Source organism: Gabonibacter massiliensis, assembly GCA_001487125.1.
Lineage (GTDB): Bacteria > Bacteroidota > Bacteroidia > Bacteroidales > Marinifilaceae > Gabonibacter > Gabonibacter massiliensis.
This window is the reverse complement of record LN913013.1, coordinates 2,153,584-2,166,606: the sequence shown is the minus strand read 5'-3', so window position 1 is coordinate 2,166,606 and position 13,023 is coordinate 2,153,584. Positions and strand designations below refer to the sequence as shown.

Annotated in this window: 11 protein-coding genes; 2 read left to right on the top strand and 9 right to left on the bottom strand. The window is 42.4% G+C overall.

Translation table 11 applies throughout. From position 1 onward, the window contains the following. Positions 1–165: 165 nt before the first annotated feature. Entirely contained in the window at positions 166–1,404 is a 1,239-nt protein-coding gene (locus BN3283_RS13505) for a DcaP family trimeric outer membrane transporter (protein ID WP_041503340.1), read from the top strand. Positions 1,405–1,451: 47 nt separating this feature from the next. On the opposite strand, the gene BN3283_RS13500 is transcribed toward BN3283_RS13505, so the two are convergent. The 9 genes from BN3283_RS13500 to fbp form a co-directional block, all read right to left on the bottom strand. After that, positions 1,452–2,393: a bifunctional riboflavin kinase/FAD synthetase gene (locus BN3283_RS13500; RefSeq protein ID WP_059027000.1), complete on the bottom strand. Its 942-nt coding sequence runs from the start codon at positions 2,391–2,393 to the stop codon at positions 1,452–1,454. A gap of 121 nt (positions 2,394–2,514) precedes the next feature. Then, complete coding sequence (locus BN3283_RS13495; RefSeq protein WP_059026998.1) at positions 2,515–5,079, bottom strand: adenosylcobalamin-dependent ribonucleoside-diphosphate reductase; 2,565 nt, start codon at positions 5,077–5,079, stop codon at positions 2,515–2,517. Between the two features lie 284 nt (positions 5,080–5,363). Continuing rightward, the gene (gene rimM, locus BN3283_RS13490) at positions 5,364–5,897 is read right to left on the bottom strand and encodes a ribosome maturation factor RimM (protein WP_059026996.1); all 534 of its coding nucleotides are present in this window, start codon (positions 5,895–5,897) and stop codon (positions 5,364–5,366) included. 8 nt (positions 5,898–5,905) lie between these two features. Then, entirely contained in the window at positions 5,906–6,484 is a 579-nt protein-coding gene (locus tag BN3283_RS13485) for a 30S ribosomal protein S16 (RefSeq protein WP_059026994.1), read from the bottom strand. Between the two features lie 359 nt (positions 6,485–6,843). Next, a complete protein-coding gene (locus BN3283_RS13480) occupies positions 6,844–7,488 on the bottom strand; it encodes a flavodoxin domain-containing protein (protein WP_041503336.1) in 645 nt (214 codons plus the stop codon). Between the two features lie 71 nt (positions 7,489–7,559). Beyond that, complete coding sequence (locus BN3283_RS13475) at positions 7,560–8,246, bottom strand: hypothetical protein (RefSeq protein WP_041503335.1); 687 nt, start codon at positions 8,244–8,246, stop codon at positions 7,560–7,562. A gap of 66 nt (positions 8,247–8,312) precedes the next feature. After that, positions 8,313–8,489, bottom strand: coding sequence for a hypothetical protein (locus BN3283_RS13470; RefSeq protein ID WP_154665531.1), 177 nt, complete (start codon positions 8,487–8,489; stop codon positions 8,313–8,315). Positions 8,490–8,496: 7 nt separating this feature from the next. Beyond that, entirely contained in the window at positions 8,497–10,554 is a 2,058-nt protein-coding gene (locus tag BN3283_RS13465; protein WP_059026990.1) for an acetate--CoA ligase family protein, read from the bottom strand. Between the two features lie 75 nt (positions 10,555–10,629). Then, positions 10,630–11,649 carry a class 1 fructose-bisphosphatase gene (gene fbp, locus BN3283_RS13460; RefSeq protein ID WP_200889850.1) on the bottom strand — a complete coding sequence of 340 codons (1,020 nt, stop codon included), beginning with the start codon at positions 11,647–11,649 and terminating at the stop codon, positions 10,630–10,632. Positions 11,650–11,760: 111 nt separating this feature from the next. Between fbp and BN3283_RS13455 the strand changes: the two genes are divergently transcribed. Then, the gene (locus tag BN3283_RS13455) at positions 11,761–13,014 is read left to right on the top strand and encodes an aspartate kinase (protein WP_059026988.1); all 1,254 of its coding nucleotides are present in this window, start codon (positions 11,761–11,763) and stop codon (positions 13,012–13,014) included. Positions 13,015–13,023 lie beyond the last annotated feature (9 nt).

The following is a 13,023-nucleotide window of genomic DNA, read 5'->3' as shown; positions in this document are numbered from 1 at the left end:
AAACGTCCTTTTTATAAAATACAAACAATTTGAGTCCTTTTATCTTTTTATATTACGGGCTTCGTTTCTTTTAACTCCCCCCCTCTCAACTTTCAATTTTTCACGTCGTATATAGCTCTATAATATTCTATTAGAAATTTATAATAACCTAATAATTGTAATGCTATGAGAAAATGGATTTTTCTATTGTTGATCGCCGTAATATGCGGTAGCTATTCCGAAACTCGCGCACAGGTCAACGTAACTTCCGTATCGGCCAAAAATGATGCGGATAACTTTTACAAAATGATGAAGGAAGCTTTTCCTCTCTCTTTCAATGATCCTGCCTCCCCGCGATTTGTTTTTTTCAATAAAAACAAAAATTTTGTTTTCGGTGTAGGCGGCTTCGTTCAGGTGCAAGGATTATATGATTTTAACGGAGTTCCCAACGATAACTATTTCACAACGAATTCCATCGCTCTTAAAGGACAACAAGCAGGCGGACGTTACGGCATTACAATAGGTCAATCCCGTCTATTTTTCAAGTTAGTCGGAGATACTGAGGTCGGTCGTTTAGTGACCTATATGGAAATGGAATTTGAAGGGGAGAACAACACTCCTATTTTAAGACAAGCTTTTATTAAATTCAAAGGATTTACGATCGGTAAAACCTGGAGTACTTTCTGCGATATCTCTGCAGGCCCCGCGACGATAGACGAAGAAGGTCCTTCGAGCGAAATCGCATTACGCCAACCTCAAATCCGTTATACCTACGATTTCACGCAAAACTTACAAGCTTCTTTAGCCATAGAGTACGTGGAACCCTCTTACACGGAGGCCAAATTCACAGAATATATTCATCAAAGAATTCCGGATATCCCTTTAACTGTAAAATACACATTCAAAGACGGCAGTCACTTACAGGCGGGAGGAATACTAAGAAACATGTACTATAAAAATACGGCAAAAGATAAAGACGAAATCGTAACCGGTTGGGGAGTTGCCTTAAGCGGTATCTGGCAATTGGCAAAAAATACCTCTTTCAACTTCCAGGGGGTTTACGGAAAAGGCATTTCCAACTACATTCAGGATCTTTCCGGCACAGGTCTGGATCTGGTTCCAAGTGAGACGGACGACTCCCGTTTAAAAGCATTCAACGCCTGGGGAGGCTTTGCCGGCTTCACCCATCAATGGAATGAGAAACTCTCCTCAAACATCATGTATAGTTATGCCAGGGTACTGGAACAATACGGAATGCCAAGCACATCATATAAATACGCTCAATATGCCGCAGCCAATTTATTTTGGGATTTTTCAGAGTATGGAAGTTGCGGTATAGAATACGTGTACGGACGTCGCAATGACTTCAACAAAGAGTATGGTAATGCAAACCGTATCAATACGATGATACAATACAGGTTCTAAAAATTACTGCTATTTTTATCAATAGGCCATTCCTGAAAAGCAAACAGTTATCGGGAATGGCCCTCTTGCAATAAACGGATAGCCTCCTTCTTATCCCTTTCCAACTGTTCCTTCAATTCATCCACCCCGTCAAATTTCTGTTCCCCGCGAAGCCGGGCTACAAAGTCTACTGTTAACACCTGACGGTATATATCTCGTGCAAAATCAAACAGATGAACCTCAAGAGAAGTTCTTCCGTCATTGCTGACGGTAGGACGAATCCCTATATTTAACATCCCGGGATAAACCTCTTCGCCGACTTTCACGCGCACGACGTATACTCCATTCGCCGGTAATAATTTCCGTTCATTATCTACCTGCAAATTAGCCGTGGGGAACCCTAATTTCCTCCCTAACCGGTGCCCTTCAATCACCTCCCCCGTAACGGAATAAGGATAACCCAAAAATAGATTCACCTGTCTGATGTCTCCAATGGCCAAGGCATTACGAATTTTCGTAGAACTTACGTTCACGTGTTCCGTCACAAACACTTTTTCCTGTTCCAGTAAAAAATGATATTTTCGAGACAGCTGCTGCAAATTTTCAAAATTCCCGGTTCGATCTTTTCCAAATCGATGATCATACCCCACCACCAGAGCTTTTATACCGATCCTACCGATTAAAATCAACTCTACGAATTCGGCATAAGACAGTTCGGACAACTCCCGGGTAAACTCAAGGATAATCAAGTGATCAATGCCACAACGCTCTAAAATAGAAATCTTCTCCGGTAAGGTCGTTAATATCCCCGGTTTCTTTTCCATGGGATAAAGAACCTCCCGCGGATGAGGTTCAAAACTTATGATCACAGACTCCCCTCCCATTTGCCGGGCTTTTTCTTTCAAATGCTCGATCACACTTAAATGCCCTAAATGCACCCCATCAAAACTACCGATCGTGAGAACCGGACGATTTATTTCTATATTTTCAACACCGTAATGAACCTTCATGATCAACCCTTAATTACTTAGAATCCTTACCACAAAAGTAATACAAAAAATAGTAAAGAAGCTGTCCGGATTCATTTATCGAACAGCTTCTTTCACTTTTATATCAAAAAAAATAACAGCATCAACCGCACTTAGAGGATCCGCAAACCTTGCAGATCAGGCATCCTTCTTGATAAACAATCGATTTCGAACCGCAATTTTCGCAAACAGACCCTGTAGCCTCCGTTCCATCCGGAATAAATTTCCTCAATGCGCGTTCCACTCCGTTTTTCCAAGTATTGATATTTTCATTATCAAACTCCATGGCAGCTACTAACTCCACGATCTGAGTGATAGGCATTCCGTAACGCAAAACGCCGGAGATCAGTTTAGCATAGTTCCAATACTCTTTGTTAAATTTATAGGATAATCCTTCCACTGTTGTTTTAAACCCCCGTTTATTGGAAAACTGGAAGTCGTAACGGCTATTTCCATCCTCATCCACATTTTTCACGATCTTACCGTCCGTCACAGCTTTCGGCAGCATGATTCCCTCTTCGTCGTCGGCAATACCCGTAAAGATCTCATAGGGTTTTCCCTCGTACAATCCGATAAAAGCAATCCATTTTTCTTTATTATTCTGGAAACGAACGATTTCTGCATCCAACTCTTTCGGACGCTTCGAAGGCATACTTCCGGTCTCCTGCTTTTTCTCTTTATTGGCTACCAACACGCCCGAACGAGAACCGTCCCGGTAAACCGTACATCCCTTACACCCACTTTTCCATGCCTCAATGTAAAGTTGACCTACCAACTCTTCCGTCACATCAGCCGGTAAGTTTACGGTTACACTGATCGAATGGTCCACCCACTTCTGGACACGTCCCTGCATCCGGACCTTGGCGACCCAGTCAATATCATTGGAGGTTGCCCTGTAATAAGGAGATTCAGCCACCATGGCATCAATCTCTTCGTTGGTATAACGTTTATGAATATCATACCCGTTTTTCTCCATCCAAACCATAAATTTATGGTGGAACACGATAAACTCTTCGAAACAATCTCCCGTTTCATCCGTGAAATCGATGTGTACATCCTTATCGTTAGGATTCACTTTCCTTCTCCGTTTATATACCGGCAAAAAAACCGGTTCGATTCCGGAGGTGGTTTGTGTCATCAGACTGGTCGTTCCCGTGGGAGCAATCGTGAGACAGGCAATATTCCGCCGACCGTATTTTAGCATCTCTTCATACATCTCGGGAGCAGCCTCCTTCAAACGCAAGATAAACGGATTATTTTTCTCTCTTTCGGCATCAAAAATCTTAAAAGCACCTCTCTCGCGAGCCATATCGACAGAAGAACCGTACGCCGCAATCGCTAATCTTTTATGCACATCCACGGAGAAATCAATAGCCTCATCGCTTCCGTAACGTAGTCCCAATGCCGCCAACATATCTCCTTCCGCCGTAATGCCTACTCCGGTACGTCTTCCCTCTTTCGCTTTCTGTTTAATTTTATGCCATAACCGAACTTCAACACCTTTCACCTCTTCCTCCTCCGGATCGCTGTCGATCTTATCCAGGATAGCATCTATTTTCTCCAATTCCAGATCGATAATATCGTCCATGATACGCTGAGCGATTCCCACGTGTTTGTCAAACAGCTCATAGTCAAACGAAGCGTCCGGAGTAAAAGGATCTTTTACGTATGAATAGAGATTAATCGCCAACAACCGACAAGAGTCATAAGGACATAACGGTATCTCACCGCAAGGATTCGTGGAAACGGTACGATAACCCAGTTCGGCATAACAATCGGGTACACTCTCCCGAATAATCGTATCCCAGAATAAAATACCCGGTTCAGCCGACTTCCAGGCGTTATAGACGATTTTATTCCATAATTTAACAGCACTGATCTGTTTTATATTTTTCGGGTGTTCGGAGTAAACCGGATATTTTTGAACATACTCCCGCTCTTCTACGACAGCCTGCATAAATTCATCGTCAATCTTCACGGAAATATTGGCTCCGGTCACTTTACCTTCCGTCATTTTAGCGTCTATAAAACTTTCCGAATCCGGATGATTGATAGATACACTCAACATCAAAGCCCCCCGACGGCCGTCTTGTGCCACCTCCCGGGTCGAGTTGGAATAACGCTCCATAAAAGGAACGATTCCGGTTGAAGTTAAAGCCGAATTTTTAACCGGCGATCCCTTCGGGCGGATATGAGACAAATCGTGTCCTACTCCTCCCCTTCGTTTCATCAGTTGTACCTGTTCCTGATCAATCTTCATGACTCCTCCATAAGAATCGGAAGGACCTTCATTCCCGATAACGAAGCAATTGGATAAAGAGGCAATCTGAAACTCATTACCAATACCTGTCATCGGTCCGCCTTGAGGTACAATGTACTTGAAATCTTTCAACACCTCAAAGATTTCTTCCTCGCTTAACGGATTCGAATATCTTCTTTCTATTCGGGCTATTTCAGATGCCAACCGACGATGCATATCGTTCGGATTCAACTCGAAGATATTCCCATAAGAGTCTTTTAAAGCGTATTTGCTAACCCAGACCCTCGCTGCCAATTCATCTCCCTTAAAATAATCAAGAGAGCTCGAGTAAGCTTCTTCCTGCGTATAAACCTTTTTCTGTTCCACGGTTTCCTTTTGCTTTTTAATCAGAGTAGTCGTTTTTTCCATTTTATATAATAAGTCTTTTTTTATATTCACTTCCGATCAAACAAAACTAAATAAAAAAAACTTCTTGGAAAAATATTTTTACTAACATCAATAAAAAGTTTTCCATAATATTAATATACAACACTGAATATCAATAATATGATATTTTATAAAATGTGGAAAAAATTTCCAAAATATAAATTCATTATAAACTACAGATAATTTTACAATAAACCTATCATGCAAACGTTAAGATCCAATATTCGACAAATGAAACGTAGAATGGAACAATCGCTTCGAAAAAATTAGTATAATTCTTTAATCTCTTCCGGTATTTCCACTCGAAGAAGTTGTTCGTTTTCCGAAATTTCTTTCACGTATCTTTCGGAAAGCGGAAGTAAAATCTCTTTCGAGAAGATTCGAATAGACAAGAGCATATTACCGGAATAATTGGCCACATCGACCACTTCGCCGGATTCCCGCGTAAGTATATCCTGAACGGAGAATCCTATTAATTCGGAAAGTTCAAAAGGTAAATCTTCCTCCTCTTCCTCCCCCACTAAATCTTTATCCATCAAAAGCTCTTTCCCGGTCAGACGATCGGCCTGAGCCTTTGAATCGACATAATCAAATTTGATGATATAGGACGAATGATTTCTCTTCATCAATCCGTCTTTGGCTATAAAAAAGGGAACCGGTGCTCCTTCCAAAAGAATAAACACCGGTTCTTCCTTGTATTGTTCGAGAAGATCGTTATCAGAATAAACAACAACAGCACCTTGCAAACTATGCGTTTTGCCAACCTCACCAATCTTTATACAATCTTCCTTTTTGATCATCGCAAACCTTATTCTGCAGCGGGAGTTTCAGTCTCTGCCTGCGTCTCTGCAGCTTCCGCAGCCTCAGTAGCAGCCGTTTCGACCTCTGCTCTGGCAGCGGCTTCAGCCTCTGCTTTGGCAGCAGCAATCTCAGCTTGTTTTTTAGCGATCAACTCTGCCCGAGCTTCTTTTACTTTAGCTTCAGCTTCTACACGTGCCTTGTAAGCACTTTCTGACTCGTCGGCCAAACGATTGATCTTGGATTGGATCTTGGCTACTTTCTCTTTCTTCCATGCTTCGAACTTCGCTTCGGCAACAGCCTCATCGAAAGCACCTTTTTTCACTCCTTCCAACAAGTGTTTTTTCAACAAAACTCCTTCATAAGAAAGAATACTTCTCACCGTATCTGTCGGTTGAGCTCCTACATTCATCCAATATAACGCTCTCTCGAAATTCAAATCGATCGTAGCGGGATTGGTCATCGGATTATAGGAACCGATTCTTTCGATGTATTTTCCGTCACGCGGAGCTCTACTGTCTGCTATCACTACATGATAGAATGGTCTGCCTTTACGACCGTGTCTTGCTAATCTAATTTTAGTTGCCATTTAGTCAAATTTAAATAATTGAATTACTGCCTATTCTCGATAGGCGGTGCAAATATAGTCATTTAATCGAAGTAAAAAAATTAAATTCAAACACAAATGCTATTTTTACTTTCCCGGCCCGACACCTCTCTTTCCCCTCTCCCCCCGCCCCCGAAGGCAGCCTATTCAGAAGCCATTTTTCTATCGTGGATTTTTATCGTTTTCAATCAAATTTCCTTTACGCGATTAAATTGATAACGAATCGCTGAATCCATATACATTTCTTGTCTCATATAGCATAGGAACGTACTTCATAAAAACAAAAGAGACTGCCGATGACGAGCAATCTCTATTCATGTATCGAATATCCTCCATGATAATTAAATATCTTCAAATTCAGGCAACACCAAGGAGAGCCATTTATCCAAACGGGGTTCGGTCTTTTCGGATTCGTAATCTTCATCCAAAGGCAAGCCCACAAAAAGATTATCCACAATTGCTGCCGAACCGCTGAAAACATACCCGTCCGTTGAAGTTTTTCCGACCAATTCAGCCCCTAATTGGGTTACCAACTCGGCCATGTACCCCATGCCGTCTACAAAATTAGCAGGATAGGTTACGTGATCTCCCAAACCGACCAAGGCCACCCGGCGGTCACGTAAAGAAAGCTTCCGCATGGCCGGAAAAAATTTGGCCCACTGGTCCCGTTGTTCCCGTTCCCAAGTACTGCGCCCCAAAGAAGAACACACGATGATGATGTTCTTGTAATCCAACAACCTCGTCGCTGGAATCTCCGAAATATAAAACATCTCCACCCGCTTAGCACCTATTTTTCGCTTTAAGATCTTAGCGACACGGTGTACACTTCCTCCTGTCGGGGCATAAAATATCCCTAACCACTTCAAATCGGAAACCCGTTCTTCCAACAGATAATTGCCTTCCAAATCCGCTGTTAAACGTAAAGCCTCATTTTCTTTCTGTGTGCTTTTTTGCTTACTGCTTTTTCCTGTATCTTTTCTTTCCATATCTTTTTGTTTAAGTAAATGCTTTGTTCCTTAAACTATACGATGGAAAATATGAAAGGTTTAACAGGACTTTACTTTTTATGCGTCGCTATGGCCAACAGAACCCCTAAGGCGACACCCAACAAAGCAGCAAAAAGCACGCGCATGTCTCCCGGCAACAAAAAAGTTATGGTATGAGCGGGATACCAGAAAAAGGGTATCGTCTTTTTAAACACAAAATTCCATTGTACCCGCCAATTTAAATTGGCCATGATCTCTCCCATGGGAATGGGAGTAAAAAATCCGCGTAAAGTTCCTCCGTTATTGATAATATGAGTATCCGTTATTTTGTGCAGAGTCATAAACACAGGAGCAAAAATAGTATTCATTGCCACGGATATGCAAAAAGCCACAAACACCTTTGGCCACGAGAGAGAAGCACCCATAACGCTCATCGCATCGGTCATTCCCATCGTCGTCAGAAAAGCAGGCACACCATTGGCAAATATCGTCATCGCCATACTTATACCCATACCCAATATACCCCATACAAAAGCCCGAGGCAATATCCCGAAACCTTTTCGATTATACACGCCTGCGCTGATCCTCAATCCTATACACTCTCCTAAAGTCGATAAAATCGCAAACTTCAGAAAACTCATGATCATACCATGCTCCGCATTGAACGTCTTATAAAAAGAGTATACGTCTTCCGATACGAAAAAGGGAAGTAAACAAATGACCACGCACCCTATAAAAATAATGTCTTTCTTTTTCATTTTACTCCATAATGGTTTCGTACCCACCAAACAAAACCCTATATAAATTATATTCAGTTATTAAGATCAATCCGCTCTCTTTTCTCTCACGGAGTCGGAAGAGCTCTCTTTTTCCAAAAAAGGGCAGCCCCCCTTCCGAATGCCCGGCCAACGCAACCAAAACTTAGGAGTACCGCCATAAGCAATACTCCTAATACGATGATCATTCTCTTTTCCTGTCCTGTAAATTTTACCAGGCTTCAAAAAGAACTTACTTTTCGATCCGGATACGGGCATCCACGGCCACAACCCCTTCTTTATTCCCTAACAACGGATTCAGGTCCATCTCAAAAATTTCGGGTGCCACTTTAACCAATGCAGATATCCGCATAACCGTTTCGGCAAATTTATCTTCATTTACCGGCTCTTGTCCACGGACACCCTGAATAATCTTATAGGATTTCAAACCCTGTATCATAGTCTGTGCTTCCTTCTTCGAGATAGGAGCCAATCCGGCATTCACATCTTTCAATACTTCAATAAAAATACCACCCAAACCGCAAAGCACCATATGGCCGAATTTATCGTCGCGTTTGGCACCGATAAACACCTCCGTCCCGCGCAATTGTTGGGCAAGCATGATCGCATAGGTATCCTTAATCTGCATCATCCGCTTAAATTCACGTCGAACGGTCTCTTCGTCTTTCACGTTAAGCACCACTCCTCCCACGTCGGATTTATGTACCGGACCTACAACCTTCATTACCAAGGGGAATCCGATCTCTTTGGCCAGTTTCACAATCTCCTCTTCTTTATCGGAAACACCCTCCTTCGCGCGGGCAACACCTGCCGCATCCAACAATCGATGTATATCTTCAGGGGCCAAATAGCCATTGGAAGCCCGATCAACGACCTCCCGAATCTTCTTCACGTCCATATCAGGCATCTCAAAATGCTCAGGCTGAGGAGCAGGCGTCTTCATGATCTTACATAACGCGTTTCCGAAAAGAACCTCGTCCGGAAAATAGACCCGCCCTTTGGCCACGAAAGCATCTATCTCGTCTTTCACGATCTTGGAAGAAGGGAAGATGGGGAATATCGGCTTTTTGCTACTCTTCATTTTCTCGTTCAGCACATCGTATACATCGAAAACAGGAAATAATCCCGGACTTCCGAAAATAACAGCCATCCCGTCAACCTGATCGAAATCGCAATCACAAGCGTCCAGAATATACCCTAATTGTTCGGCCGTACCTGTCGCCAGAAAATCGATCGGATTTCCTACCGATGAGCCCGGGAACAATTTCGCCAACAGTTCCCGTGCCTTTTCGCCCTCGATACGCGGAACATCCATACCCCCATTAGAAAGTGCATCCGTTAACATCACGGCCGGTCCCCCGGCATGCGTTACGACCGCCATATTTTTCCCTTTTAACTCAGGATGCATAAATATTCCGGCAACCGTCATCAACTCATCCCTACCGTTACAACGCACGATACCGGCCTTCTTAAATAAAGCCTCTACGGCAACATCAGGACTGGCCATAGCACCGGTATGAGAAGAAGCGGCACGGCTTCCGGCAGCAGACCCGCCGGATTTAATAGCCGCAATACGACATCCTTTCCGAATCAATGAAGAAGCATGTTTCAACAATTTCTCAGGTTTATCAATGCTCTCCACGTACAGTAATTTGACCCGCGAGCTGGTCTGCGGGTCAAAAGATTCGTCCATATATTCTAAAATCTCCTCTATACCCATTTGAGCGGAATTACCCACAGAATAGGTACTATTAAATTTAATACCTTTCTGCATTCCCGTATCCATAATAAACAAAGCCGTTGCCCCTGAACCGGAAATCAAATCTACCCCTCGAGGATCCAATTTAGGAATCGGTTGGGTGAAAACTCCACTATAATGATTCGTCAATACACCGATACAATTCGGCCCGATCAACGCACCCCCCACGGAATCGATGGTATCAACAATCTGTTTTTCCAATTTCGCTCCCTCTTCGTTCTCTTCATGAAAACCGGCGGACAAAATGATAAAAGCCCGGGTATTTTTCTGTTTTGCCAATACTTCTACGGCAGCAGGACAATATTTGGCGGCAATAGCCAAAATCGCACAATCCACCACAGGAAGATCCCTCACATCCTTATAAGATTTAACCCCCTGTACTTCATCCATTTTAGGATTTACCACATAAAGCTCTCCTTTGAAGTTTCCATCCTGTAGATTTCTCAAGACAGCGCCTCCCGGTTTATGAATATCATCCGATCCGCCGACAACAACGATGCTTTTCGGATCTATTAATTGTTTTGTTACCATAAAAATAGTGCTATTTATCTTTAAAACCGAATGGATGATTCTTTAAGGATCATCCATTCGAATCTATTACAATTTTTAGATATGATTAAAAAATGTCAGAAACTCCCGAGCCTTCAATACCATATTCTTTGATCCGGTATACAAAGGCACTCTTTGATGTATGGCTTCCGGCTGAATTTCCAATATCCTTCTTTCACCGTCTATCGCCATTCCTCCCGACTGTTCCGCGATAAAAGCAATCGGGTTACACTCGTACAACAGTCTTAATTTCCCCGTCGGATGAGAACTCGTTTGCGGGTACAAGAAAATGCCTCCCTTCAACATATTTCTATGAAAATCAGCTACTAAAGAACCGATATAACGGGAGGTATACGGACGTTTCGTCGCATCGTCTTTTTCCTGACAATATTTGATAAATTTCTTCACTCCGACTGGAAAATTCACGTAGTTCCCTTCATTGATAGAATAAATTTTCCCGCTTTCCGGTGTTTGCATATTCGGATGAGACAAACAAAACTCCCCGATAGAAGTATCCAGCGTGAAACCGTTCACTCCATTTCCGGAACTATACACCATCATGGTTGAAGATCCGTAAATAACATAACCGGCCGCAATCTGTTCCGTTCCCGGTTGCAAGAAATCCTCAATCATAGGAGGTTCTCCTAAAGGAGATTTCCTTTTGTAAATAGAAAAAATAGTCCCTACCGACACATTTACATCGATATTGGAAGAACCGTCCAAAGGGTCCATACAGATAATGTATTTGGCATCCCGGCATAATCCCTCTTCAAAAATAACGATATCCTGATTCTCTTCCGTTGCTACACCACAGCACTCACCACTTGCACGCAATTCATCCATAAAGGTCGTATCGGCATATACATCCAGCTTCTGCTGATCCTCCCCCTGCACATTCATACTACCGACCTTTCCCAGAATATCCACTAATCCGGCTTTATTTACTTCTCTATGTACTTTTTTTGCAGCAATTCCTATATGGTGCAAAAGTCTTGAAAATTCACCGGTAGCCCCGGGTATTTCGGCCTGTCTTTCAACGATAAATTGATTTAAAGTTGTAACTTTATGCATTATCATGGTTCTGTGTTTTTAATTTTCTGCAAATATAGGTTATAATCTTTAATTTAAAAAGTTTACCCAGTTTATTGCCTATTTTATTATTTTTGTCTCGAACTAATTTTTTGATGAATGAAAATATTCAAATTCGGTGGTGCTTCCGTAAAAGATGCAGAAGGAGTCCGGAACTTAGCTTCCATTATACAAGAACAAAGGGAAAATTTGATTGTGGTCGTATCGGCGATGGGAAAAACGACAAATCACCTGGAAGTTTTGTGCAATGCCTATTTTCACAAAGATCCACAACTATGGGTTGTTTTGAATGAGTTGAAAAAATACCATCAGGAGATCGTCAATCAACTATTCCCGATAGATGATCCGGTATACAGGCACATGGAAAAATGGTTCAATGCTCTTCAAAACATGTTATCCGAAGAATCCTCCCTATGTTACGACTACGAGTACGACCGGATCATCTGTTTCGGAGAGCTTCTTTCCACTACTATCGTTTCCGATTATTTACAAACGGCAGGATTAAAAAATCAATTCATTGACATTCGGAAAGTCCTAAAATCGGATCAAAATTACCGGAATGCCAATATCGATTTAACACTTTCGGAAAAGTTCTGTAAAGAAACTTTCACCTTTTCGGCAACTTCCCTATACGTAACCCAAGGATTTATCGCCGGAACAAAAATCAATCAAACGACGACCTTGGGACGGGAAGGATCCGATTACACGGCCGCTTTATTAGCCAATCTTCTGGATGCGGAAGATGTCACCATCTGGAAAGACGTTCCAGGCGTCATGAACGCGGACCCGAAAGAGTACGCGCAAGCCGAAGTCATACATCGGATGTCTTACAAAGAGGCTATCGAACTATCCCACTTCGGGGCAAAAGTAATTCATCCCAAGACCATTAAACCCATACAAAACAAGCAGATACCCCTCTACGTGAAATCTTTTCTGTTCCCGGGTACAGAAGGAACCGTTATTCAAGAACTGGAAGAACGGCTGAGCCTTCCGCCTATATACATCAACAAAGAGAATCAGCTCTTACTGACTCTTACACCACGAGATTTCTCCTTCATTGCCGAAGAGAAATTAAGTCAGATTTTCGGGATCCTGGCAAAATACAAATTAAAGCTGAACCTGATGCAAAATTCGGCCATCAGCTTCTCGTTCTGCATCGATAACCACGAGGCGATCCTTACCGATTTTATCAAAGAACTGCAAAAAGAGTACGAGGTATTGTACAATCGGGACGTAAAACTGATTACCATTCGACATTACACAGAAAATTGCATACAGGAAATCATCGGTCGGCAGCCCATCCTGGTTGAACAGCGAAGCCGCATCACGGCACAATTTGTCTTACACAATTAAAATCAAAAA